General features: G+C 51.1%; 23 protein-coding genes. 9 read left to right on the top strand and 14 right to left on the bottom strand.

Translation table 11 applies throughout. The annotated features are described in order from the left end of the window. The first annotated feature begins 19 nt into the window (after positions 1–19). The 4 genes from NNL38_RS17400 to NNL38_RS17385 all read left to right on the top strand — a co-directional run bounded on the left by NNL38_RS17400 (position 20) and on the right by NNL38_RS17385 (position 4,583). A complete protein-coding gene (locus tag NNL38_RS17400; protein ID WP_255391698.1) occupies positions 20–1,234 on the top strand; it encodes an acetyl-CoA C-acetyltransferase in 1,215 nt (404 codons plus the stop codon). Between the two features lie 75 nt (positions 1,235–1,309). Then, positions 1,310–1,660 carry a phasin family protein gene (locus NNL38_RS17395; RefSeq protein WP_255391696.1) on the top strand — a complete coding sequence of 117 codons (351 nt, stop codon included), beginning with the start codon at positions 1,310–1,312 and terminating at the stop codon, positions 1,658–1,660. Between the two features lie 68 nt (positions 1,661–1,728). Beyond that, on the top strand, positions 1,729–3,543 hold the full coding sequence (phaC, locus tag NNL38_RS17390) for a class I poly(R)-hydroxyalkanoic acid synthase (RefSeq protein ID WP_255391694.1): 1,815 nt from the start codon (positions 1,729–1,731) through the stop codon (positions 3,541–3,543). Between the two features lie 152 nt (positions 3,544–3,695). After that, positions 3,696–4,583 (top strand): DMT family transporter, encoded by an 888-nt coding sequence (locus NNL38_RS17385; RefSeq protein ID WP_255391693.1) that lies wholly within the window; start codon positions 3,696–3,698, stop codon positions 4,581–4,583. A gap of 469 nt (positions 4,584–5,052) precedes the next feature. Here NNL38_RS17385 and NNL38_RS17380 read toward each other — a convergent pair whose 3' ends face one another. Further along, positions 5,053–5,595, bottom strand: coding sequence for a CDP-alcohol phosphatidyltransferase family protein (locus NNL38_RS17380; protein WP_255391692.1), 543 nt, complete (start codon positions 5,593–5,595; stop codon positions 5,053–5,055). 590 nt (positions 5,596–6,185) lie between these two features. Here NNL38_RS17380 and trpS point away from each other — a divergent pair. Beyond that, positions 6,186–7,220: a tryptophan--tRNA ligase gene (gene trpS / locus NNL38_RS17375; protein WP_255391691.1), complete on the top strand. Its 1,035-nt coding sequence runs from the start codon at positions 6,186–6,188 to the stop codon at positions 7,218–7,220. Between the two features lie 72 nt (positions 7,221–7,292). On the opposite strand, the gene NNL38_RS17370 is transcribed toward trpS, so the two are convergent. Then, positions 7,293–7,772, bottom strand: a complete 480-nt coding sequence (locus tag NNL38_RS17370) for a GNAT family N-acetyltransferase (protein WP_255391690.1) — start codon at positions 7,770–7,772, stop codon at positions 7,293–7,295. A 174-nt stretch (positions 7,773–7,946) separates the two neighbouring features. On the opposite strand from NNL38_RS17370, the gene NNL38_RS17365 reads away from it, so the two are divergent. Beyond that, positions 7,947–8,771, top strand: coding sequence for a helix-turn-helix domain-containing protein (locus tag NNL38_RS17365; protein ID WP_255391689.1), 825 nt, complete (start codon positions 7,947–7,949; stop codon positions 8,769–8,771). A 190-nt stretch (positions 8,772–8,961) separates the two neighbouring features. On the opposite strand, the gene NNL38_RS17360 is transcribed toward NNL38_RS17365, so the two are convergent. From NNL38_RS17360 to NNL38_RS17340, 5 genes are all read right to left on the bottom strand, one after another. Beyond that, positions 8,962–10,287, bottom strand: coding sequence for an MATE family efflux transporter (locus NNL38_RS17360; protein WP_255391688.1), 1,326 nt, complete (start codon positions 10,285–10,287; stop codon positions 8,962–8,964). A gap of 553 nt (positions 10,288–10,840) precedes the next feature. Continuing rightward, a complete protein-coding gene (locus NNL38_RS17355; RefSeq protein WP_255391687.1) occupies positions 10,841–11,473 on the bottom strand; it encodes a class I SAM-dependent methyltransferase in 633 nt (210 codons plus the stop codon). A gap of 200 nt (positions 11,474–11,673) precedes the next feature. Beyond that, positions 11,674–11,982 carry an AzlD domain-containing protein gene (locus NNL38_RS17350; protein ID WP_255391686.1) on the bottom strand — a complete coding sequence of 103 codons (309 nt, stop codon included), beginning with the start codon at positions 11,980–11,982 and terminating at the stop codon, positions 11,674–11,676. Continuing rightward, a complete protein-coding gene (locus NNL38_RS17345; protein ID WP_304414214.1) occupies positions 11,979–12,743 on the bottom strand; it encodes an AzlC family ABC transporter permease in 765 nt (254 codons plus the stop codon). Before NNL38_RS17345 ends, NNL38_RS17350 begins: the two co-directional genes overlap by 4 nt. Positions 12,744–12,899: 156 nt before the next feature. Next, positions 12,900–13,769, bottom strand: a complete 870-nt coding sequence (locus tag NNL38_RS17340) for an AraC family transcriptional regulator (protein WP_255391684.1) — start codon at positions 13,767–13,769, stop codon at positions 12,900–12,902. A 161-nt stretch (positions 13,770–13,930) separates the two neighbouring features. On the opposite strand from NNL38_RS17340, the gene NNL38_RS17335 reads away from it, so the two are divergent. Further along, a complete protein-coding gene (locus NNL38_RS17335; RefSeq protein ID WP_255391683.1) occupies positions 13,931–14,233 on the top strand; it encodes a DUF1496 domain-containing protein in 303 nt (100 codons plus the stop codon). A gap of 100 nt (positions 14,234–14,333) precedes the next feature. On the opposite strand, the gene NNL38_RS17330 is transcribed toward NNL38_RS17335, so the two are convergent. The 7 genes from NNL38_RS17330 to NNL38_RS17300 all read right to left on the bottom strand — a co-directional run bounded on the left by NNL38_RS17330 (position 14,334) and on the right by NNL38_RS17300 (position 22,474). Next, positions 14,334–14,498: a hypothetical protein gene (locus tag NNL38_RS17330; RefSeq protein WP_255391682.1), complete on the bottom strand. Its 165-nt coding sequence runs from the start codon at positions 14,496–14,498 to the stop codon at positions 14,334–14,336. A 256-nt stretch (positions 14,499–14,754) separates the two neighbouring features. Continuing rightward, positions 14,755–15,054, bottom strand: a complete 300-nt coding sequence (locus tag NNL38_RS17325) for a DUF406 family protein (protein WP_255391681.1) — start codon at positions 15,052–15,054, stop codon at positions 14,755–14,757. 345 nt (positions 15,055–15,399) lie between these two features. Then, positions 15,400–16,905 (bottom strand): glycerol kinase GlpK, encoded by a 1,506-nt coding sequence (gene glpK / locus NNL38_RS17320; RefSeq protein ID WP_255391680.1) that lies wholly within the window; start codon positions 16,903–16,905, stop codon positions 15,400–15,402. Between the two features lie 30 nt (positions 16,906–16,935). Beyond that, the gene (locus NNL38_RS17315; protein ID WP_255391679.1) at positions 16,936–17,775 is read right to left on the bottom strand and encodes an MIP/aquaporin family protein; all 840 of its coding nucleotides are present in this window, start codon (positions 17,773–17,775) and stop codon (positions 16,936–16,938) included. A gap of 512 nt (positions 17,776–18,287) precedes the next feature. After that, positions 18,288–18,641: a DUF3316 domain-containing protein gene (locus NNL38_RS17310; RefSeq protein ID WP_255391678.1), complete on the bottom strand. Its 354-nt coding sequence runs from the start codon at positions 18,639–18,641 to the stop codon at positions 18,288–18,290. Between the two features lie 170 nt (positions 18,642–18,811). Further along, the gene (locus NNL38_RS17305; RefSeq protein WP_255391677.1) at positions 18,812–20,734 is read right to left on the bottom strand and encodes a RecQ family ATP-dependent DNA helicase; all 1,923 of its coding nucleotides are present in this window, start codon (positions 20,732–20,734) and stop codon (positions 18,812–18,814) included. A 171-nt stretch (positions 20,735–20,905) separates the two neighbouring features. After that, positions 20,906–22,474, bottom strand: coding sequence for a methyl-accepting chemotaxis protein (locus NNL38_RS17300; protein ID WP_255391676.1), 1,569 nt, complete (start codon positions 22,472–22,474; stop codon positions 20,906–20,908). Positions 22,475–22,887: 413 nt separating this feature from the next. Here NNL38_RS17300 and NNL38_RS17295 point away from each other — a divergent pair, with 413 nt between their 5' ends. Both NNL38_RS17295 and NNL38_RS17290 read left to right on the top strand, forming a co-directional pair. Next, complete coding sequence (locus NNL38_RS17295; RefSeq protein ID WP_255391675.1) at positions 22,888–24,531, top strand: methyl-accepting chemotaxis protein; 1,644 nt, start codon at positions 22,888–22,890, stop codon at positions 24,529–24,531. Between the two features lie 301 nt (positions 24,532–24,832). Next, positions 24,833–25,672 (top strand): 2OG-Fe(II) oxygenase family protein, encoded by an 840-nt coding sequence (locus NNL38_RS17290; protein ID WP_255391674.1) that lies wholly within the window; start codon positions 24,833–24,835, stop codon positions 25,670–25,672. Positions 25,673–25,875 lie beyond the last annotated feature (203 nt).

Here is a 25,875-nt window from a genome sequence, read left to right as displayed (position 1 = left end):
GAATTGAAAGGACGCAAAAATGACTAAAGTTTATATTGTTGCTGCAAAGCGTACCCCTTTGGGGAGCTTTAACGGCTCACTGAAAGCAGTGTCGGCTTCCCGTCTAGCTGCGACTGCGATTAAAGCAGCGTTGGAGCAGGCGAATGTCGACCCGGCGAACCTGGATGAGGTGATTCTGGGTAATGTGGTCAGTGCCGCCCAAGGCATGGGCCCGGGTCGCCAGGCGGCGCTGTACGCCGGTGTTCCTCAGGAGGTGCCGGCTTACACGTTGAATATGGTTTGCGGGAGCGGGATGAAAACCGTGATGGACGCTGCGGCGCATATTAAAGCCGGTGATGCCGAACTCGTCGTGGCGGCCGGTGCTGAAAACATGTCGCAAATCCCGTTCACTGTCCCGGCATCGATCCGCGACGGTCAGAAAATGGGCGGCTTGGAGCTGGCGGATCTACTGATTAACGATGGCTTGACAGATGTTTTCAACAACTACCACATGGGTGTGACTGCGGAAAACGTGGTCGAAAAAGTGGGCCTGACTCGTGAACAGCAGGATAACTTTGCACTGGCCAGTCAGCAAAAAGCGGTTGCAGCCATTGAGCAGGGTAAATTTGTTGACGAAATTGTGCCGGTTGAAGTGACAGTTCGTCGCAAGACCAATCTGGTCGATACCGATGAATATCCTAAACCTGATGCCAGCATTGAAGGCTTGGCGAAATTGCGCCCGGCATTTAAGAAAGAAGGCGGTAGTGTAACCGCGGGCAACGCTTCAGGTATCAATGACGGCGCCAGCGCCATCATCGTTGCTTCTGAGACCGCAGTGCAAAAATATGGCCTGACACCATTGGCTGAAATTGAAAGCTACGCCCAAGCGGGGGTCGCACCGGAAGTCATGGGTCTCGGCCCTGTACCGGCTGTGACTAAAGCTTTGAACAAAGCAGGCTTGACTATTGGTGACATTGGCCTGTTCGAGTTTAACGAAGCGTTTGCTGGCCAGGCACTGGGTGTGCTGCATGAGTTGGCAGATGAGCTGGATACTCAGGTCGAAGATTTAGCCGAGCGTTCGAACGTGAATGGCGGTGCGATTGCGCTGGGTCACCCGCTGGGTGCGTCAGGAAATCGAATTATCGTCAGTCTTCTTCATGAGATGCGTCGTCGAGGTACTGAACATGGGCTTGCGACGCTCTGCGTCGGAGGCGGTATGGGCACGGCTATTGTCTTAAAGAACGTTGAATCCTAAATATTTTGTTTGTGCCCGGGCCTCAGTTGATGGATCGGGTACTCCATTGATACTTTCTAATTGAAGGAAACCGCTATGTATACGGAAATGTTTAAATCTTTCTCTGAGCAGACTGAAAAATCTTTGGCACCATACGTGAAGTTCAACAAAGTGTTCACCAAGAATATTGAAGAGCTGACAGAGCTGCAACTGGCAGCAGTTCGCGCGTATAGCGACCTTGGGATTTCTCAGCTCAAAGCTGTAAGCGAAGTGAAAGATCTGCAGTCTTTTGCTGAGTACAACAGCCAGCAACTGGAATCGTTGACAAAACTGTCTCAGCAGCTGATTGATGACAGCAATAAGTTCAATGCGATTGCTCAGTCTTTCAAAACTGAGGTGGAAGAGTTGGTTGCGGAAAATGTAAAGCAAGCCACGCCAACAGCATAAGTGAAATGACCACTCAGCCGCCCCATTCCGTGGGCGGCTATTTTAGTCCTAACACTGAGGTCATTGTAATGAACTATAACTTCTTTGCGGACTACTTTGCCAAGCTCCAAGACATAAACCAGGCATGGTGGAAGGAACTTGAATCTGGCAAGGCAGCCATGAACTCTCCCCTTAATAAAGCGCTGAATGAAATTAATTTAGAAGACAGCATCGAGTTTCTCGAAAAAGCTGCAGCGCAGCCATCTGTTTTAGCGCAAGCGCAAATGGAATGGTGGGAAAATCAGATGAAGATCTGGCAGAACGTCACCTTGAAAAATGGTGATGACGCCGATCTGGTCAAGCCCGAAAAAGATGATAAACGCTTTACTGATCCGGCATGGGAAAGTGAAGCGTTCTATAACTATATCAAACAGTCTTATCTGCTGTTTAGCAATACGATGAAGCAAACAATCGACTCGATAGAGGGCATAGATGACAAAGCCAAAGAGCGTTTGCACTTCTTTTCCCGTCAGGCGATTAATGCCTTGTCCCCGACGAATTTCATTACGACTAACCCTGAACTCGCGAAGTTGACGGTGGCTACGAACGGTGAAAACCTGACGAAAGGGATGGAACTGTTACAGGAAGACATGAAGGCCAGTGCTGATGTGCTGAAGATCCGCATGACCAACGATAGTGCGTTCGAGCTTGGGGTGAACGTGGCGAACTCGGAAGGTCAGGTGGTCTTCAAAAATGACTTGTTTGAGTTAATTCAATACAAGCCGTTGACTGAGCAGGTGAATGCAACCCCGTTGTTAATTGTTCCGCCGTTTATCAATAAGTACTACATTCTGGATCTTCGTGAGAATAATTCCATGGTGCGTTGGCTGGTCGAGCAAGGACATACGGTCTTTATGATGTCCTGGCGCAACCCGGATGTCAGCATGGCCGGTGTCGACTTTGAAGATTATGTCCTTGATGGGGTGGTCAAGGCCGTTGATGCGGTTGAAGACATTACCGGTGAAAAGCAGATTCATGCTGCCGGTTATTGTATTGGTGGTACGCTGCTAGCTGTTGCGTTGGCGTATTATGCCGGTAAGCGGATGCGTAACCGCATAAAGTCGGCCACTTTCTTTACGACGCTGCTGGACTTTTCACAACCGGGAGAAATCGGCGCTTATATCAATGATCCGATCATCTCCGCGATTGAAGCGCAGAATGAGGCCAAAGGGTATATGGATGGGCGCTCATTGAGTGTCACATTCAGCCTCTTGCGTGAAAATAGTCTCTACTGGAACTACTACATTAACAATTACCTGAAAGGGAACAGCCCGATCGATTTCGATTTGCTGTACTGGAATGGTGATAGTACGAATGTTGCTGTGGCATGTCATAGTACCTTGCTTCGTCAGTTCTACCTTGAGAACAAGCTGGTTGACCCGAAAGGGTATCAAGTGGGCGGGGTGAATATTGACCTGTCTAAGATCAAAGTACCGGCTTACTTTATCTCGACTCAGGAAGACCATATTGCACTCTGGCAGGGGACTTACCGTGGTGCGAAGAATCTGAGCAGCAAGCTGACTTTTGTGTTGGGTGAATCCGGCCACATTGCGGGAATTGTGAACCACCCGGCGAAGAACAAGTACGGCTTTTACACCAGTGATAAAGTTGTTGATGATCCGGAGGCTTGGCTGGCATCTGCACAACGTCAGGACGGCTCTTGGTGGAATCACTGGAATACCTGGTTGGCTCAGTATGATTCGGCAGAGCCAGTTGATGGACGTGAGTTGGGCAATAAAAATTACCCGGCTCTGGCTCCCGCGCCTGGCAGTTATGTGCAGCAGACATTGCCGATTGAAGTGTCCAATGCCGTCGAAGCGAGTCAGCAATCCGTCAATGCTTAACACTTAACGACGCATAGTCCTGTATCAAAGCCAGCGGATTTCGCTGGCTTTTTTCGTTGTGTCGATTGAAAAATGGTTGTTACTTTTTATACCTCTTGGCGATAGAATGTTTTTTTTACAACTTTTCATGACGCTCGTTTGAGTGGGTATTTATGACTTTGGATCGCCGCGCTGATCTTATTTTAATCGCAACAACCATGTTGGCCGCTGCCGGGTGGATCTTCTCCAAAGAAGCGATCCAGGGCTTACCGCCATTTGGCTTTATTGGTGCTCGTTTTGTGCTGGCTTCACTGTGCTTGCTCCCGTTTTGTTATTCGGCACTCAAGCAGGTGAAACGCCGCGAGCTGATCCGGGCCATGGGTGTTGGGTGCCTGCTCGGGTGCTCACTGCTGCTGTGGATCTTTTCTATCTCGGTGAGTGAGACGCTCGGTGAGGGCGCGTTCATTATGAGCCTCTCCATGTTGTTTGTGCCTCTGATCGCCTGGCCCCTGTTTCGTCAGCGTCCGCCCCGAATGTTCTGGTGGTCGTTGCCACTTGCCGTCGGGGGACTGATGTTGCTGGCACTGGGTGGGGCGGGGTGGCAGCAGTCCGCCAGTCAGTTGTGGTTTTTGTGCGCAGCGTTGACCCTGGCGCTGCACTTTAACGTCAACAGCCGCGTTGTCCGGCATGTCCCCCCGTTACTGCTGACCTGCATTCAGCTCTTTGTCACTGGTATGATTGGTTGGGTGGCTTCGCTGAGTTTTGAAACCTGGCCGGAAACCATTTTGTTATCGACTTGGGGCTGGTTTGCGATGAGTGTCCTGTTAGCAACCAGCTTACGCTATGTGATGCAGACCACCGGGCAAAAGCATAGTACGGCAGCCAATGCTGCGATTATTATGGTATTAGAGCCGGTATGGACAGTGGTTCTGAGTATCCTTTGGTATGGCGAGACCATGCCGATACATAAATTTCTGGGCTGTTGCCTGATCTTATCAGCGCTGCTGTTTTACCGCAGTGGGCCAGTGATTTTGTCCTGGCTAAAAGCCAAAACACGCTGAAGTTGCTCTACTTGCTCCGGGCTGAACGTCCGGAAGCTTGTATCCCTTATTTTATTATGTTTGATAAGCAAGCCTTCACCCACCTTTCTGAACTAACCTCACAATTAACGACTATATTGTTACTGAAGAGTGAAATGCATGGAACGGCTGGTGGCGGGTGATCATAAAAATTGAACCATTCTTTTGGGGATTTAATTTGCGGGGTTTGTTGCCGCCTTAGTTAGAAATCAAAAGTTGATTGAGGTGTCGTAGTGGTACGTTTGTATGCAATTTTCTCATTTCGTCATCCTATTGTGCATGGCGTTATTTTGCTATTGTTGGGGGCCTTTCTTGGAATCAGTGTCTATCAGTTGCTCGTACACGAATCCTTAATCTTCTTGCCCGGTATAATTTTGCTGATTATCCCGATGATATTCTTTGCTAAAGCGTCAGATTATAAACGAAAATATTTACACGACTGAGGTGTGAACTATCGATGTGGGGGGGGGCTCTTCCATAGCATGTGTGCTTTTGCAGCCCAGTTATAGATATAGTGGGTGCCGCTGATGGTGATAAGGAATATGACTGCCATGAGCCCAACGGAGATGAGTTGTTCGGGAATCTGTGGCAGCAGCTGTTGGCTAATGATGAGCAAGGCCAGCACAATCAGTGCCAAGGTGCAGCCTTTTCCCCATAAACTGGGCGCAAGCCGATAAGGCCCAAAGCAAAGATAGAACAGAGCTGCACCGAGCAGAATGATGATATCCCGAATCACTATCATGGCGAAGACCCAGAGCGGTAATAGCTCAATTTGTACGAACGCAATATAGGCGCAGAGTAGCATGGCTTTGTCGGACAACGGGTCGACAATTGCGCCATAGTGACTCAGCGCTTTTAATTTTCGGGCAAGCCAGCCATCCAGTCCGTCACTCAAACCGGCGATCGCGATGATCCAAAGAACGGTCGTAAAGTTTCGCTCCAGGATAAAGAAGTAAATGGGCACAGCTAAAAACATGCGTAATGTGGTCAGCATGTTCGGTATTTGCTTGATAATACTTCGCGACATGGCGGCTAAGGACTGGTGGACCCTCCTTTTAGTGTAAGCCTATTGCGTTCATTGCGTCAGCCTCGCTTCAGAGCTCCACCTTTTTGAGCTCTGCCAATGTAGCACCCATTGTCGTCAATCACGGGTCATCCTGGCTTGTTGAAATACTCAACCACCGCGTTAGATTTTTTGATTATAGGGTAACGGCTTCTCGAAAAGTTCTGCCTCGCCCTCGGTATTTTTCTACGCTATTTTTGAACATTTACTGACTGTGATTGGTATCAGAAGTTATCTGCTACATTCGTGTGTTAGCTAGTGCGTTGCTGTAACTTGTCGCCCGAATCTGTAGACTACGAAATGTAAATGCAACTTGTTGTATTCATGGTTGCATCTTCCTGGTCTCCTTGGTATTTTGTCGGCATGAATATGAATTCTATTGCTTTTTTCATCGCAAATTCCTGGTGGCGCTCTGTGTTATAGAGCGGCGCTGGATCACGTGTATTCAATAGCCGCCGGCAGGCAGCGATTGAATCAACTCATTGATGGTGTCTCCGGCGGAATTAACCTGGAGTATGATCATGAACCATCAGCAACAAGCTTCCCTGAAATCTCAAACGGCTGAGAAAATCCTGACCGGCGACCGGGCGACGGGCCAGTTACATCTGGGCCATTTTATCGGCTCCCTGCAACAGCGCGTGGCGTTGCAGCATCGCTATCAGCAAACGATTCTGGTGGCTGATATGCAGGGCCTGACCGATAACGGCCATCATCCGCGCAGAGTCGCCGACAATATTCTCAATGTTGTGGCGGACTATCTGGCCGTTGGGATCGATCCGCTGAAGACCCGGATCTGCCTGCAGTCGGCGATCCCGGCACTGGCCGAGCTGACGATGTACTATGCCAATCTGGTGACGGTGGCCCGTTTACAGCGTAACCCGACGGTCAAGCATGAAATTGAGGGCAAGGGGTTCGGTGCGTCGATACCGGCCGGGTTTCTGACCTATCCCATAAGCCAGGCCGCCGATATCACGGCGTTTAAGGCGACTCTGGTGCCGGTCGGGGACGATCAACTGCCGATGTTGGAGCAGACCAACGAGATTGTCCGCAAACTCAATCAAATCGTTGGGGAAGATATCCTGGTTGAATGCCGCCCTTTGCTGAGTGAGATGCCCCGGTTACCGGCACCGGACGGCAAGAGCAAGATGTCAAAATCCTTGGGGAATTGTATTTACCTGGATTCGGATGATCGGGCGATTGCGCGGGCGGTGAAGTCGATGTACACCGACCCCAACCATCTGCGGATTGAAGATCCGGGTTGTGTGGAGGGCAATGTGGTCTTCACCTACCTGGATGCATTTCACCCGGATTCCGCTTATGTCAGCGAATTAAAGCAGCAGTATCAGGCGGGTGGTTTGGGGGATGGGACCACCAAACAGATCCTGACAGATTGCCTGCAGACGCTGGTCGCGCCGATCCATGAAAGGCGGGCGGAGTACATGGCGGATAAAGCCCAGCTGGTGGCACTCCTGAAACAGGGCAGTGAGCAGGCACAAGAAGAAGCCGATGCTGTTCTCGGGGAGATCAAACGCGCCTTTGGCCTGAAATTGTTCTGAATAGGCGTGCCCCGCATCCAAAGATTCATGCGGGGCAGACCATTGTTGCCGCACAGCCGTGGCAACATGAACTCAACTGGTTGATCCGACAACGTTTGTTGTTGGCAGTGTTTTGGTCATAAATATCTTGTTTTCTTGATGCTTGTCGACTTTCCAACCGAGGTAAGTATAGAGGTTGATGTTTTCTGTGAATGCCTGGTGCGTAACCAGCCGTAGCGCTTGATGGCCATGCTGCGCTGCTTGCTGCTGTGCAAATTCAATCAATCCCCGGCCGAGACCATACCCCTGAAAATCAGGGTGAACGGCAACATTGGCAATGGTTGTGTAATCCTGCTCGTGGATCAGAATTAGTCCGCCGACTAAAGTATCACCCGCGTAAGCGACCCATACCGGATATAAACGGATCTCTTCTGCGTAGTCGACTTGCATCGGAGGCAGCGCTTGTCCACCATATGCCGCGTTCAATTGACGGTAAGCATGGTGCATACACTGAGTTAATCGATCGGCATCTGCTTGGCAGGCTTGGCGAATTTGCCAGGATTTTTGAGTCATGGTCACGATTCCTTTGACAGAGATGCTTGTTTATGGAAAACCGCATCCGTGTTCTTCTCACAAGTGATGTTGTTTGGCGACGTGCCAATATTAATATTTTAATTTATCCATGCCGGTGTAATAGAGTGGGGGATGAGGTAAAATCGGCATATATTCAGATTTAGGTTAAGAGACATGCTGCCGGATAAAATCCACCACGTTAAAGTCGATCACTTCAGGGACTTGTCATTTGAAGAGCACAGCCACACCGCCCATCATCCGGAGCACCGACTGGCTTTACTGACCCAAGGTGTGATCGAGATGGTTTATGGCACAGATATCAGGATTGTTGCCCCTGCTATGATCATGATCCCTCCCGGCGTGCCGCACAGAACTTTAAGTGCTACGCATGTTGAGATGTACTTGGTTTCTTTTTGTACCGGCTGCTTGGGCATTGATGAAGCCAGTCTGCTGATGGAGCCTTTTCAGCGGGTAATCGATGGCTCTCTTCCGACTGTGCCCGTTGAGCCGGCGCGGATCCCTTTGTTGATCCAGCTTGTGCAAGCATTGAGTGATGAAAGCCAGCAATCAGGCGCTGAATCTCCCCCTTTACTGCGCTCCTATCTGTCAATCATTTTTGGCGATATTTACCGTGGTATGGCATTGGAGAGCACGCATCCCCCGGTGAGCAAGCTGGCGTCAGAAGCACTGAGATTTATTCATCAAAACTGCCATGGTGCCATTTCGCTGAAAGATGTTGCGGATGCCGTTCACCGTGTGCCTTCCCATGTGGCGACGATGGTGAAGAAGGAAACCGGTTTTACGGTTGGAGAGTGGATCTGCCAGGCTAGAATCAAGAAAGCCTCGAGCCGATTATCTCACAGCTCTCTAACGGTTCAGGAGGTGGCTGCCGAGTTAGATTGGAAAGATATGACCCACTTTATCCGGCAATTTAAGAAGGTGACAGGGCAGACTCCAGCTCAATGGCGCAAGAAACAGGCAACGAAACCCAGCAACTAATACCAATCGTCCTCAATAAGCGGTCACCCTGGCTTGTTAAAATGCCCGTTGACTGCGTTACAATCTTTGATTGTAGGATAACGACTGCTCGAAAAATCCCACTTTGTTCTCAGCATTTTTCTGACGCTATGTCTGATCACTTACTCGCTGTGATTGGTATATCTGGCAAGCCGCTGGGTTATCGTGTGGTTTAGGCGTACTGCGCTGTTTTCTTCAGTGAAATGAAAGGAAGGGTGACGACAAAGGTCACGAACTCAGCCAGTGGTATCGCCAGCCACACGCCCGTTAAACCGAAGGCTGTTGGTAACAGCATTAAAAATAGCGAGACGAAGACAATACCTCGAAGCAGCGCCAAGTTGGTTGCAATCTTTACTTTTTCCACCGACTGAAAATAGGATCCCAGGACTAAATTCGCTCCCATAAAAGCTGTCGCAGGATAGAACAGGGCCAGTGCCTGAGTTGCAAGTGCAACTTCTTCTGGGTTCACTACATTGAACAGACTGACGATTTCCCCGGCGAACAAGTAGATGAAGATGTAAGCCAAACCGCCAATGACAAAGACAAACTTCAATGAAAAACCGAGTAACTCTTCGATGCGTTGATGGTTTTTAGCACCGTGATTAAAACCAAAGACCGGTTGTACCGAGAAAGCAACACCAACCAGGAACTTCATGACGAAAAACAGGGTAAAGCTAATCGTGGCTAATGCCGCGCCCGCCTCACTACCGCCTTGAGAAATCGCGACTCTGTTCAGCAGGGCAAAAGCCAAGGCGCCTGAGATCTCCGCAATAAAAATAGGAAAGCCTAATTTTAAAATTCTTTTCTGCTCATGATCGCGGACCTTAAATTTATAACTTGTGAATGAGAGCTGCTGCTTCCCCAGGTAGAAATGGTATCCCATATAAATGACGGCCACAGTTTGAGCAATGCCCGTCGCGATGGCGGCTCCTTTTAATTCCCATTCAAACACGAGTACGAACAGCAGATCGAGCAAGACGTTTAAAATGCTGGATAATATATTGGCATTTCGTGAAACATGAGGCGATTTGTCGTTATTGATAAAGAAACTGAAGCTAAACCGTAGGAACAGCGTCGGCAAGAATATAGCCCAATAGATTAGGTACTCCCTAAGGTAAGGTTGGATGTCAGCATTGGCACCAAGCAGATCAACCCACATATCCATCCAGATCAGCAACACACCAGTGAATGCAGTAGATATCAAAACAGAGAAGCTGCAACCATAGTGGAAAACACGGTTAGCTTCAGTGGGTTGATTTTCTCCAAGTTTGATAGCGACAACCATACTGCTGCCAATGCCAAATAACATGGCCAGTGAAATGGCGACCATTAATACCGGAAAGCTCATGCTGATGCCCGCTAAACCCATCGTGCCGACACCATAACCGACAATAATACCATCAGCGACCTGGTAGGCTGCCATGGTCAGCATGCCGGTTAATGTCGGCCAATATAATTTGAAAAATAAGTGTTTTATCGGATCATTCCCAAAGTCCATGTTGTTCTCTCATGTCGTTGTATCATTGGTCGATACTTTAACTTGCAACAGCCAGGGGGAGCAGGGCGTTGGTTGTGTAAAAATCAGCGCATTTTTAGTTTTCAACAGAATATTTTTTTACGGGGTGGGGCTCTAGGCTTTGTGGAAAATATCAACCGGACTCGCTATATCCGTTCAGCACCGATGCGGGTAGAGCCGGGGCTATCTGAGCCACCCTGGGCCACAGTACGTCGCGGAGGCTATTGAAGAAACACCTGGACGAGCCAGTTCACGAGCCAGGATCCGGTCATGAAGGGCAGGACGAAAACGAACAGAATTGTCTTCATGCTATATAAAATAAGGCTGGATACTTTATTCATTGATGATTCCACTGTGAACAAGCATAAAATGGGTGCATTTTTGTGTGACAGATCCGCCCATAAAAGAAAAACAGGCATGATGTTGATGAGAAATGGGCGTTCGCTTCGTGGGCGGAGATTAGCCCCGGTAGCCATTGCTGTCTGACTACCGAGAGCACTCAAGTCACGCCTGATTCAGGGGATGCAATGGATGGCTAAGGCTTTTGCGCTCTGAGTAATTCGAAAGCAATTTCTCCCTCGGCCAGGGTTTGCCGTTTCAGTCGAAAAAAGCCGGCGTCCTCTATTTGCTTGAGAAGGTGGTTTGCATCGTTTTGATGCCAGGCCATCACCTCGTGGTCCTCAGCGATATAAAGATAGCCACCTGGCTCTAATACCCGTAGTACCTCAGCGAGCCCCTGCGCCGGGTCCAGCCAATGATGGAATGTGTTGATGGCCAGTGCGACTGATATGCTGCCGTCATCTAAGGGGAGTGCCTCCGCAGCCCCGGTCAAATACTGAACACGCGTCCCGGCTGGATGAGTCTTGGTTTGAGCCTTCGCGATCTCAAGCATTGCTGCGCTGGGGTCAATGCCGAGCAGTGCCCCCGAGGTAATTAATCGAGAAGCCTCTCGGAGCGCGGTGCCACTGCCACAGCCAATATCTAACAAACGGTCATCGGCCTTAAAGGGGATCGCCGCGACAGCCAAACGGTTGGTGGGCCAGTTGCCATACGCTTCGGCGTAGGATCTAGCTTTGGTTTCGTCCCAAACCAACACCTGCTCCCTTTCCGGACACGCGTGAGAATGTTGATGAGATTTGGGTGGTTCATCATGGTTAATCTTGGTCATGCTTTGGGCTCCATATCGGCTTTTTGTTTTGTACACCTAGGATAGATTTCGAAAGCATGGCAACCATAGTGCTGTGGTTGCTCATTTATCGGCTGATTATCAGATTGTTGTATAGTGCAGCGCTGCAACCTGAGCTGACCAGTCCCATTTTCGCCCCACCGGGACGAGTCCGATTGGGGCGGGAGGCTCAGGCATTTTGCTTACCAGGCCGATAGCAGGAAAAATAGGGCCATACTAAGTACGGTGGTCAGTAGGACGTTTTTGAGTTTCCAGGCCAGCAGCACAGCGGTGATCGCTGCTACTAAGTACGGGTTGGTCCAGGACAGGGCGACTTCACCCTCCGGCAGAAACACGATGGGCGCCAAAATAGCTGTCAATACTGCAGGACTTGAATAGCTTAGTAACTTCTGGGTTTCAGCACTCAGTTTGATCGGTAATCCGGGGGCTAGAAAGAGATAACGGCTGGCAAAGACCAACAGGGCCATCGCCCCGATTGAAACCCAAATCATGACTTGCCTCCTTCAGGTTGCTGGGAAACCGGACCGCCGAGGAATTTATTATAACTGTAACCGGCGACCATGGCAGATAGGCTGGCCAGCATCAGGCCGCCTTCAACTTGGTATGCTTGGCAAAGGACCGAAGCGATCATTGCGACCACCACGGATACCAGGACTGAAATATTCTTAATGGCAGGTACAACCAGTGCGATGAAGGTTGCGGCAATAGCAAAGTCGAGGCCAAGGCTGTCGAGGTTGGGAATAAACTTGCCAGCGACGATTCCGGCAAATGAAGCCAGGTTCCAGCACAGATAAAACCACAGGCCTGCCCCGAGCGCGTACCAGCGGTTAAATTGCTTGGGGGATTGATGGCCACACAAAGCAAACAGCTCATCAGTCAGCAAGAACCCAAGCCCCAGACGCCACTTGAGCGGTAGCGGGCTGACTTTATCGCGCATACTGATACTGTAGAGCAAATGACGGGAGGTAATGATTAGCGTTGTCAGCAGCAAGGTTGCCAGCCCGGCCCCGACTTTCAACAGGCCGGTGGCAACCAACTGGGCAGAACCGGCAAAGACAATGGCTGATAAAGCCTGGCTCTGAAAGGGATCCAGTCCAATATCGATTGCGAATGAGCCGGCCAGAAGCCCCCAGGGGATCACGGCAATACACAGTGGTGTGACGGCCAGCGCGCCTTGTCGGAACTGGGCCAATTTGGATTCGGTGGCCGCCGTTTCGGCTGTGGAACCTTGTTGTGTCGGGGCTAGTGCCATGTCGTCGGGCCCGTAGCCCGTCGCTTCAACAGAGTTTGGTGTTTGCATGGAGTCTCAATTCTTATTGGTTTGTTGAGTCTGTACCTTATTTGATAAGGGGCATGTAAACTTGTACGTTGTTGCGCAATTTGCGGGCTGTGTATCAGGAATATCAGGTTAGGTATTGACCTGCTTCGCGAACTGGCCGGGGGTGACGCCCATGGCTTTTTTAAAATGGCGATGGAGGTGGCTTTGATCATGAAAGCCGGCTTCTTGTGCCGCGTCTGACAGTGTATGTCCCTGCCGGATCAGCTTTTTGGCCAGTCGCAGGCGGGACTGGATTTGATAGCCGTGGGGCGGTAAACCATAGACTTTCTGGAACGCTCGGACCAGGTGATATGGGCTGAAGGAGGCCAGGTTAGCAAGCTCTTGCAGCGACACATCTGCACTTGGGAAATCATCAAGAAACTCTTTCACCCGCTTCACCTGCTGTTGGGCTTTGGGTGACTCACCCGGCAGACCCGGCTGGCAGCCGTGCTTACACATGAGCTTGGTCAGGACACCATAGAGCAGCGTTTCACGCAACAGCCGGTTGGTCGAGTGCTCCAGGGTGTTGAAGACAAGCCGGAGCTGGTTGGCCAGCTCCGGATCATCAACGACCGGGGATGGAAAGTACGGAGCGCCACTTCGGGCAGTGCTAACCGTCAGCTCCCGGCTAATTGCTTCAAATTGCCCCGGCAGGGGATACATGGCTTGATAAGACCAGCCGCCTTCTGTCGCTGAATGGCCGTTATGAATTTCATCGGCGTTGACCAGAATGATGCTGTTTTGCGGGGCAACGTGGTTACCGCCGGTGCGGTAAAACTTCTGGGCGCCGTTCTCAATCACCCCAACGGTATAGCCCTCGTGGCTGTGGCGAGAGAAATTCTGGCGATGATAGTGGGCATTCAGTAACTCAATACCGCCCAGCTCCTGGGCCACGCGGTAAGTGGCCAGCTCTTTGGCAGGCTGCAGTGTTGTATGTTGATGGTTCTGAGCTGGCGTCATGCTGGCGAATTTCCTGTCGAGCGTCCTCGGCTCAGTATATCGGAGATTTTTGGAAGGCGTTTGTACAAAATTGCGCATCCCGGTCGTGAATTTTCAGGATCCCTGCTATGAATAACACGGGGCGGGTATCCGGCTCCCGTCAATTCCAGGTGAATAATCAAATGAGAACGTATATGTTTGGCTTCAAGACAGGCTGTCTGGGCTTTGGGCTGCTTGTCGGTACGGTGCTCCCGGTTGCTGTCGCGCAGCAGTCGATTTCAACGGCTACACCGAAGGTGGAGATCCACCCCAAAGGTGTCGACCACCGGATCTGTTGGTACGGCGGCAAAGAGTACTCTCGCGGTTCGATTGTGATCGTGGGGACAACGCAGCTGGTTTGTCAGGCTGAGAATCAGTTTGAAACCAATGGCCGCTTAACTTGGCATCAGTTGGATAAGCCATCTCAGAAAAGCGCTTCGAATTAAACCAGCCAACTTAAGACAGCACAGACAAAGTAAAGCGGCAACAAAAACGCAGCGCCGATTGCACTGCGTGATTTTCATGGCGTGATGGACAGCTCTGGGGTTAGCGAACCATCCGGCCCGAGTTTGGCGCAACTTTGCCTGTACCACCCTGATGGTGTTCCGTGCTTACGCCCATTTCCTGCATCAGTAGCTCTTTCATTGCTGCGGATTCTCGCTCATTGGTGGGTTTCCAATTGGCAATCACTTTTGCTCTTTGACTCTTCATCGGACGATTCCTTTATTCCATGTCAACCTGACGATATGCACATGTGGGCACATTGTGCTTGTATTGTCATACAAAGTGAGGGGATTTACCAGTATAAAAACGCAAGATATTGCATATGCGCTTTCATTAATAATAGACGCGAATGAATTGAAGGTCACCTCAGACCAGTATATTCGGTTTGGCGATACTATATCGAGCCGTCGGTGAGGGGCAGGTGAAATGAGTGCGGCCGCCATAAAGGCGACCGGGGGTGATCTTATTTCGCCAGTGAGCGACTTTTCAGCTCGAAAATGAGTTTTTCAGCGCTGCACTCAAATTGCAGCCGGGCCTGTAATGTCTGGCTGTTTTCATCAATCTGCGAAGCTTCGTACTTGAAGTTTGCATTGACTTCAGCGGCCAGGGCAAGATAGCGCTGTAATTCGGCTTCGAGAACCGCTTTTCCCTGACCTGTAATCTGTACTTCGGCGACATCATCACCTTCTTTGATAATAAAGCCCATTTCGGCGGAAACACCGCATGCTTCGCAGGTTTGGTAGTCCAGTTCTTCGTTTGCCATAGTGATCTCTTCATGATCTGTACCGATATATCCGAGAGTCTAATGCGATGTGATCCGGATCGCTATGACCTAAAACAAATTACAGGCTTATTTGCGATAGGGAATATAAGTGCGTGTATTGGGCGTTGGTGGTAACAGACCCGCCTAAGGCGGGTCTGAATTGGGTCGCAAGCCTTTGTGGATTATACCAATCAAAGTAAGTAAGTGATCAGAAATAGCGTAGGAAAAATGTTTGAGAACAAGGCAGAATTTTTTGATAAGTAGTTATTCTACAATCAAAAATTCTAACGCAGTTATCGAGCATTTTAGCGAGCTAGGATGACCAGTTATTTACTGCGATTGGTATTAGTGCTCAATCCAACCACGAGAGCAGGATACAGCCCGTTTCCAGCCTGAGTAACGGCGCTCTCGTTTTTGTTGATCGCCATCTGGTATGAACAGGCGATCCAGTTTGGCTTTCTCTTTCACTTCGTCCAGATCCTGCCAGAAACCAACCGCCATACCGGCCAGATAAGCAGCGCCCAGTGCTGTGACTTCGGTGACCACAGGACGGTGAACTTCCGTATCAAGCAGATCAGCCTGGAACTGCATCAGGAAGTTATTGGCCACTGCACCACCATCGACTTTCAGGCTGTCGAGGGTAATACCGGAATCCGCTTGCATCGCATCCAGCACATCACGAGCCTGATAAGCGATACTTTCCAGCGTTGCGCGGATGATATGATTGGCATTCACGCCGCGTGTCAGGCCCACAATTGTACCGCGGGCGTAGGCATCCCAGTATGGTGCGCCCAGTCCGGTAAAGGCCGGAATGACGTAAACACCATTGGCTGTCTCTACTTTTTCGGCAAAGTATTCGGTATCCCGCGCGTCGTTGATCAGTTTCATCTCGTCACGCAGCCACTGAATCGAGGCGCCGGCCATGAATACGGCACCCTCCAGCGCGTAGCTGACATCGCCTTCCGGGCCGCAGGCCAGGGTTGTCAGCAGGCCGTTGGAAGAGGTTACTTTGTTCTTCCCGGTATTCATCAGCAGGAAGCAGCCGGTACCGTAGGTATTCTTCGCCTGACCGGAGGTCACGCACATCTGGCCAAACAGAGCAGCCTGTTGATCGCCTGCGATACCCGCAATCGGGATCCGTGTGCCGCCTTTACCACCCAGGTTCGCCATGCCGTAGATCTCAGATGATTTACGAACAGACGGCATCATGCTTAATGGGATATCGAACGCTTTTAACAGCTTTTCGTCCCATTCCAGAGTATTGATGTTAAACAACATGGTACGGGAGGCGTTGGTGTAGTCAGTGACATGAACCTGACCCTGGGTCATTTTCCAGGTCAGCCAGGTATCAACCGTGCCGAATAACAACTCACCGGCTTCAGCTTTCTCACGGGCGCCCTCGACATTGTCCAGGATCCATTTGACCTTGGTGCCTGAGAAGTAAGGATCCAGCACCAGACCGGTGTTTTCCTTGATATAGTCTTCCAGACCTTGAGACTTCAGTTCTTCACAGATTTCAGCTGTACGACGGCACTGCCAGACAATCGCGTTGTAGACAGGTTTGCCGGTGTTTTTATCCCAGACAATCGTGGTTTCACGTTGGTTGGTGATCCCGATCGCCGCCACTTCATCGGTACGAATCTCAGCCTTGGCCAGGGCCTCGGTTAGGGTTGAGCTTTGGGTGGCATAAATCTCCAGCGGATCATGCTCTACCCAACCGGCATTGGGGTAAATCTGGGTAAACTCGCGTTGTGCGGTGCTGACGATATTGGCATCGTGGTCGAGAATGACAGCGCGTGAGCTGGTAGTGCCTTGATCCAGCGCGACAATATATTTCTTCTCGGCGTTCATTATCTTTCTTCCTCTTCTTTATAATCAGGCTTATTTCGTGAGTTCAGCAGGTGTTGCGTCTGAGCGCTGTGCCGGTTCAGCTTGTGGCAGGTACATGGCAATGGCTTTCGGGTACAGCCAGGCTCCGAAGGATGCCCCCATGATTGGTGCCAGGATTGGGACGATGAAGTAAGGGATATCCTTACCACCGGTTAGTGCGATATCACCCCACCCAGCCAGATAGGCAAAAAATTTCGGCCCAAAGTCGCGGGCAGGGTTCATGGCAAAACCCGTTAGTGGGCCCAGTGAGCCACCAATCACGGCAATCAAAAGCCCGATCAGCAATGGCCCCATTGCGCCGCGCGGCGTGCCATTCTTTTCATCGCCAATGGCCAGAATGGCGAACATCAGGACAGCGGTGATCACCATCTCAACCGCAAAGGCCCCCATGAAGCTGAGCGCAGAGTGTGGATAGGTCGAGAAGATGCCTGCGGTCGCCAGGCTCGCTTCCGTGCCTCGAATAATGTTGTGCGTCGCTTCATAGTCCGCAAATAAGTTGCTGTACAGGCTATAGACCAGGGCGGCTGCACTGAATGCGCCCAGTAATTGCGCAGCAATGTACGGCGCCACTTTGCGCTTATCAAAGCCATGGAACAAAGCCAGAGCGATGGTCACGGCTGGGTTGATATGGGCACCGGAAACACCGGCAGTACAGTAGATGGCAATGGTCACCCCAAGGCCCCAGGTGATGCTGATTTCCCATTGCCCAAAACTGGCACCGGCCAGAACCAGGGCGGCGACACAGCCGACACCAAAAAAGATCAGCAATCCGGTGCCGATAAACTCTGCGATGCATTCCCCGGTCAGGGTTTTTCTATCATGATGGCTCATATTCCTTCCTCTTCAATGACCACATATTGTCCTTGTTATGTTGTGAAAGTGTGTTTTGTTAACACCCTCGAAACATAATATAGGTCATTTGGAGCGATAATGTACACAAACCGAACATTTTGTTTTCGTTTTTGTGTCTATATTGTGACTTTTGTCGCTCATTTGAGCGTTTGGTTGCTGCGTGTGTTCGCAATTTGATGATCAAGTGAGCATGCAAGATGAGTGAGGCTGTAGCAGGTGTCATCAGTGATATTCCCACAAGTCGGCACCCTGAGTAGGGCTATTCTGGGCGCAACAAGCTACTCCATACGCTATGAGACAATGAAAGCCGATGCTCTTGGGGGATAGAGGGTTGTGATTATGAACGAATATAATACGCTCGAAATAAAACTTTTGTTCGAAAAGGAATGTTGCTAGTGCCGGAGAAAGAAGAGAGTACATCTGTACTCTCTTTGCTTCGGCTTGAACCGACGTGCTCTGACAAACGTATCGGGTCGTACAGAACCTGTAAGTTAATCTCTACTGCGGTTCTGGACATCGTAGTTGTAGCTGACTTTGACGATCGCCTGATATTGCGGGGTACCGGATTGTGTGAAAAATTCCTGTACGACGAGTTGGGTTTGGCTGACATTGACCGACCGGGAACGCAAGCCATGGTCATAAATCCCCAGTGATCTTTTCAGCTGTCGAGGCGTTGCGGTTTGAATGGTCTTGCTGAGCGAAACACCCTGCTGAGTGACCTGTGCCTTGTCACTGCCTGCTGCGGCAGTGAAGTGGCGTGTGTCTTGATAGGATGTCCAGGAGAAGGCTTGAACGGACAGGCTCATCCCCGCGAGTACAACAGCACTGAGTAGCTTGATCATCATTGGCTCCTTAACTTACCGCCTTCGGTAAGCTGGGTGGTTTGAGTGAACCTGTGATCAAGACCTTGGTGTTGCCGGAATATTTCAAAATGATGTCATTTTTTTCTTAAAATTGAAATGCTTAGGTCTATACCAGATGTCGGGGCTGAGCCTTTCCCCGACATCTCAGCAAGTTACTCCGGCAGATCTGGGTACAGGCGGGCAACATGATCCCGGACTTGCCGGAACGGATAGGCTTCCAGCTTGGCGAACCCGCCCATCTGCCGTGCTTTGAGTTGGGTGTTCAGCGGCGAGGACATACCACTGAGAAACCGGGTGACGGCTGCTGTGGATGGGGGCGATTGGCAGGCCGTCAGAAATGGATCGCACCAAGCCTGAAGCATATTGGCCGAAACTTCCGGCTGGGCTTCGTTTGCTGGCAGCGTGGCAGCATCCCCCCGACATACAGAGCAATGGCCGCATTGCTCAGGGGCGCGGTGGTCGGCAAAGTAGTGCGCCAGCGAATGACTGAGGCACTGTTTGCTTTCGAAAAAGCTAATCATGTGTTGGATCCGACCAATTTCATTGTCTTCTTTGTTCTTGAATAGCTGATAAAGGCTGCCGGCCAGCGCGGCGCGGTCAAAATTCGGTTCCAGAACCCGGAAGACATCGGTCATTTGCTTGCTTTCCAGTTCAATCCAGCCTTTTTCGCTGAAGAAATCAATCGCGGCAACCACGCGCTTGCGCTCGGCCTGGGCATGTTGCCATAAGGCATCAAAGTCAACCGTATGCCAGGTCCGCGCTTTCGGTGAACAGGCAAAGATCTGGCTGACAAATTGTTGCCGCTCGCCCTGGAACTGCGCCACGATGGCATCCAGCGCCATGACGGGTTTGAAGCGGTAATCGGCAAAATAGGTGTACTGGGGTTCGATAATACCGTGGACTTCCAGGTACACCAGCAAGGTTTTCAGTGGCAGCAGGCGAATGTTGGTGTCTCGGGATAAACGTGACAGGATCACTTCCCAAGGGCCATTTGTATTCTGGATTTGCGCCAGGACGGCATCGATAGCTGCCAGGTCCGGCGTGTCTCCGTAGACGAAGTTTTCCAGCACATTAAGGCTGGACTTATTCGCGAGCACGGTACAATGGGAGGTCTGGCCATCTCGTCCGGCGCGGCCGATTTCCTGGCTGTAATTCTCGATGGATTTGGGCAGATCATAGTGAATGACCCGGCGGATATCAGCTTTATCGATCCCCATCCCGAAAGCAATGGTGGCAATGATGCATTGGCAGTCGCCGTTCATAAATGCCTGCTGAATGTGCTGGCGGCGTTCTGCATCCATCCCGGCATGATAGGCCCGGGCCTGAAATCCATGCTGGCTCAGCCATTGAGCCAAGTCTTCCGCCGTTTTTTGCAACGTTACGTAGACGATAGTGGGCTGCGTCGGAGAGAGTTGCTCGAGCAATGCATGCTGCTTTTGCGCCTCTTCAACCGGGGTGATGGTTAAATCCAGGTTCGGGCGATAGAAGCCGGTCACAACAACGTTGTCTTCGGCAATGGCGAACTTCTCGCGCATATCGTCGATCACGGCCGGGGTGGCGGTCGCAGTCAGCAACAGGACCTGCGGGATCTTCATCCAGTCCCGGTGCTGCGGCAGTTTGAGGTAATCCGGACGGAAGTTATGCCCCCATTCGGAAATACAGTGGGCTTCGTCAACGACCAGCAAAGAAATCGGAATATTTGAGATAAACTGACGGAAGCGCTCGTTGTTCAGCCGCTCGACAGAAATCATTAAGACCTTGACTGTACCATCCCGGACAGCCTGCATCACCTGCTGGTTTTCTTCCCAGCTCTGGGTGGAATCAATCGTTGCAGCCGGGATGTTCTTGCTGTGCAGGAACCCCAGCTGATCTTTCATCAGGGCCAGCAGGGGCGAGATCACCAGGGTGAGGTGGGGCAGCTGGACTGCCGGGAGCTGGTAACAGAGTGATTTCCCGGAGCCGGTTGGAAAGATGGCACAAGCAGATTGACCCTTGAGTATGCGGGTGATCACCGCTTCCTGACCGGGGCGAAGGCTGTCGAATCCAAAGTAGTGTTGCAGAGTGTCTTGATACATAAGGAGAAGGACCTGGCTCAGAGGGAAGCCCGAATGGTAACGCAGCTGCGCAGTTAGTGCACGTCTGGGAAGAAAGCAATCGCGGTTTTGTGGCCGGAGAATCGGACCTGCGTATCATTGTCGGTGTGCGAGGAGTGACCGCCGCACAAGAAAGTGCGGCGGCGGTGGCAATTACTTTTCCTCGAAGCGAGCGGCGAGCTGATGGAAGTCGTCAACCTTTTCTTTGAGCATCAGGCTGGTATGTTCGACCTGGCTGACTTCGTTGAGATTTTGTTGGGAAGCTTGCGCGATCGCGTGGACGTGCTGGCTGGTTTGATCTGACAGGTGCTCCTGCTCTGATGCCGAGCCGGAAACCTGGCCAATTAACGCACTGATCGCCTGCATGTTGTGTTCAACCTGTTCCAGGCATTCCGCGCCCTTGGCAGCGATATCGACACACTCGTTGGTTTTGTCCCGATTGCTTTCGATCAGCGACTGCCACTCGTTAATGGTCAGCAACATTTGCGCAATGCTGGTCTGGATTTGCTCCGTCGCAGTCTGGGTGCGCGATGACAGGGCACGGACTTCATCAGCAACCACGGCAAAACCGCGACCATGCTCGCCAGCACGAGCTGCTTCGATGGCAGCGTTCAGCGCCAGCAAGTTGGTTTGCTCGGCAATCCCGTTGATTTCGGTCATCACGGTGCTGACTTTGCTCGCTTCGCTGCTAAGTTGATGCGTCGCTTCGGTTGCTTGCTCGGCCTGCGCTGACAAGGCTTGCAGACTTCCCTGAGTCGACGTGAGCTGATCACGGGTTTGATCACAATGATAACGCGTTTCATCCAGCAGGGCGCTACTATCCGAAGCATGGGACGCGACGGTCCGGGCAGAGTCGGCAATATTATTCATGGCATCGACGACATGGCGGATGTTACTGTCCTGGGTTGAAATGGCCTGATTTACCCGGTGGGCCGAATCGCTGAGTTGATCAGACAGATCATGCAATGGCACCGCAGAGTCAGTCATCCGGCCCAGCACTGTTCGAATGCGCGCAGAGGCCATTTTCAGGTGGTAGTCCGCGACAGAAAACTGGTTGTTACCGGAGAAAATGAGTCGGCTGATACTGTCATATTGCTGGCGAAGCTCTTTCAGACGCAGCGGGGTTTCAACCAGCTCCTGGCGGAATAGTAAGCCGACGACGGCCAGCGGGGCAAGAGTGAGCAGGCTCTGGAGGCTAAATCCATTCGCCATCAATCCAGCGACGGCTGGCAGAGCACAGGCACCCGCCAGGGCGCCATATTTGAAGCTACCCGGCAGGGTGAATGCTTGTTGGCGACCCCGTTTTTCAGCTTTTAGCAGCTGGTGATAGGCCGCTGTTGCTACCTGAACCCATTGCGCTTGCGGCTTAACTCGCACGGACTGGTAGCCGGTGACCTTGCCCTGTTCATAGATAGGGGTGACGTAAGCATCTACCCAGTAAAACCCACCACTCTTGGTACGGTTTTTCACAATGCCTCGCCAGGCATCGCCTTCGCGTAGCCGGGCCCACATATCTGCGAATGCAGCCTTCGGCATGTCCGGATGACGGATGATATTGTGGTTCTGGCCGATCAGCTCTTCCTCACCGTAGCCGGCGACCCGGCAAAATGAAGGGTTACAATAGGTAATCACCCCTTTTAGATCCGTGGTTGAGACCAGTTGTTCTCCTTCCGGAAAGGTAACTTCTTGTGCAATATTGGGAACGGTGTGACTTGCGGACATTCTGAATGAGCCTGACTTTAACGATGTTTGTTATAGGTGTTGTTCTTTGAGCGGGAGTATAAAAGCACAAGTGGCTGTTGCGTATCAATATATTAATGACAAGACATTAAATAATGTTAATTGTAACACGAAAAAAATGATGAGACTGCGCTGATCTTGACTGAAAAATCATCGCTTGATGACATTTTTTTTGCATCGTAATAATTGCAGTTCATGGGTAAGAACTAAGATTCATTCGTATTCATAGAGTAATGGCTAGCCAAGTTTGATGTAATAAAAAACCGCTGTTTCATAAAACTCAAGAAGGGAATCGGATATATACCATGTTACGTAGGTTGTTTCTGGATGCAGCCACCGTGAATCGTTAATGTGATGATTCAGTGTGCAATCTTTTTAAGCTCGGGGAAATAACTATGTCATGGTTCAAAAGCCTTTCTTTTCGCTGGAAGTTTGTGGTGCCGATACTGGTTGTCGTGATTCTATTTACCACCTTGTTTGCCTGGGTGGGGCTTGCTGCCAAACAGCAAGCAGACACTGGTGCTTTGCTGACGGATGAAATGCAACCCGTGCTGGAGCAAATAAACGCAGGCCATCATGACATTTTTCAGGTGGTTGCTGCGGGTCGGGGGATCGTCCTGGCCAATCGCGATCCCCAGCTCGTGAACGGTTATGTGCTCAAGTTGCAGCAAAGTGGTGAAGCGGCACTGCCGGCCTTGCTTTCGGCCCGGCGGCTCATTGACGTTGGCTTTGTGCCTGAGCAATATGAACAGCGACTGCAGTCGCTGGAGTCGTCCTATGCGGCTTGGTTCAAGCACTATCAGGCCATTGCGCAGCGCCCCGACAGTGCAGCAAACTATCATGCGCTGCATCTGACGGAAATAAATACGGCGCAAACTCGGCTTAATGATGAAATCCAGGCGATGGAGGCTGAGATCAAGCAGGCTCAGTCACAGTTACTGCAACTCATGCATCGCGAAATGGCTACCGTCACATTCCTGATGGAGTTCGGGATTGTTTTTGTGGTTGCCCTGTCTTTGTTGGTGGCCTGGGTCATGTCCACGTGGGTCAGTGCCCCGATGAAGCGGCTGACAACGGCTATGAAGGACATTGCGGTCGGCCACGGGGATTTAACCCAGCGGATTGAAGCGGACGGAAAAGATGAAATCGGCGAACTGGCAAATGCCTTCAATGAATTTGTTTCCCGGATCCACTGTACCATGATTGAGGTAGCGTTGACCTTGGAGGCTGTTCGTCATGAGACGGTGAAAATTCAGGATGAAACGCAGGGGGTGGTCACGACTACATCCCGTCAGCAGGAAGAAAGTGCTTTAGCGGCGACGGCCGTTCAGGAAATGAGCCTGACCAGTGACAATGTCAGCCAGCATGCTAATGATGCAGCCCAGGCGACGCAGAAGGCCAGTCAGGAATCGGCAACCACGCGCACCGTGTTGACCGACACCGTCACCTCGATTCACCAGCTGGCCGGTGAAATTGAATCTTCCTGCGAGGTGATTGGTGAGCTGGAGCGGGATGTCGGGAATATCGCTTCGATTCTGGATGTGATTCGAGGGATTGCCGAACAAACCAATCTGTTGGCGCTCAATGCTGCAATAGAGGCTGCCCGGGCCGGCGAGCAGGGGCGCGGGTTTGCGGTCGTGGCGGATGAAGTCCGGACCTTGGCCAGTAAAACACAAGACAGCACAGGCGAGATCCAGAAGATGATCGAGCGTCTGCAGCAAGGCGCCCGCGCTGCGGTTCAGGCGATGGAATCGAGCCGTGAAAGTGGTACTTTAACGGTTGAAAAAGCCAATAGCGCCAACCAGTCGATTGATGCGATCAGTGAATCGGTGGCGGTGATCAATGAGATGAACTTGCAAATCGCGACTGCCGCGACCGAGCAGAGTCAGGTCAGTGATAACATCAACCACAATGTGCAGGCAATTGCTCAAATGAGTACCGAAATGGTCGACAGGGTTAGAGCGACAGAACAGGCCTTTGCTGCCTTAACTCAACAATGTAGCCAGCTTGAAGACATGGTCGGCCAATTCCGGACCTGATGCTCACGGTCATTGAGGCGAGGAGCCATACGATCCAGGACGGCGGGGGAAACCGGCGCTCCGCAGTTGCATTCGGCGCAAACGGTTAGGCAATCGTTTAATTGTTTCTGCTTATAAACGCAGTGTTTCCTTTTTAGCTGTGTTTCTTTCTTGTGACACGCAGATAGAGTCAATAGAATCCGCTTGAGACTCAGGGTATGCGACATTAATGAAAATGGGCTGGCGATGTATCAGCCCGGGAAACCCTTTTCTTTGAATCGCTATACTTCGTACGAATCTGTCAGCCAAAGAAGAAAAAGTTATGAAATTGGAAGCCGTCGATTACACCGCAGAAAATGCTGAAGAACTATTTGTTGAATCCTTACGTAACACGGGATTCGGGGTCCTGAAGAACCATCCGATCCAGCAGAAGCTGGTGAGCTCAATCTATGAGCATTGGAACACTTTTTTCAACAGTGACGAGAAGCAGGACTACTACTTCAACGTTGAAACACAAGACGGCTTTTTCCCGGCAGAGGTGTCTGAAGTCGCAAAAGGCCACACGAAGAAAGACATCAAAGAGTACTTCCACTTCTACCCGTGGGGCCAGTGTCCGGAAGCACTGCGTGAAGAGCTGCAAAACTATTACGAGGAAGCCAATAAACTGGCTGCTGAGTTGCTTTCTTGGGTCGAGAAACACTCACCAGACCATGTGTCCGCGCTGTATTCACAATCACTGTCGAGCATGATCGACGGTAGTGATAAAACCCTATTGCGTGTCTTGCACTATCCGCCGCTGAAAGGTGACGAAGAGATGGGCGCAATTCGTGCCGGGGCGCATGAAGATATCAACCTGCTGACTGTACTTCCGGCGGCCAATGAGCCGGGCCTGCAAGTGCAAACCAAAGAAGGTGACTGGCTGGATGTACCGTGTGATTTCGGCAACCTGATCATCAATATTGGGGATATGTTGCAAGAAGCGTCTGGGGGTTACTTCCCGTCGACGACACACCGTGTGATTAACCCGGAAGGGACGGACAAAACGAAAGCGCGCATCTCCCTGCCGCTGTTCCTGCACCCGAAACCTGAGGTCGTGCTGTCAGAGCGCCATACCGCGCATAGCTATCTGATGGAGCGCCTGAAAGAGCTGGGTGTGATCTAAGCCTTTTATGCTGTGGGTACCGGTGAACGCGGCCGGTATCCTTTCCATATTCTTTGCACATTTCATCCCTAATTCCTCCTCAATACCGCCTTACTATTATCATCGCACTCAGACCAACTTGCATACATCATCGATTGATGTCATCAGCTGGTTCGCACACGGCTTCGCACACGGCTTCGCACACGGCTTCGCACACGGCTTCG

It is taken from the genome of Photobacterium atrarenae, assembly GCF_024380015.1.
In the GTDB taxonomy this organism is placed as follows: Bacteria; Pseudomonadota; Gammaproteobacteria; order Enterobacterales; family Vibrionaceae; genus Photobacterium; species Photobacterium atrarenae.
Note: the sequence above shows the minus strand (reverse complement) of the source record. Positions and strands in the feature narration are given on the sequence as shown.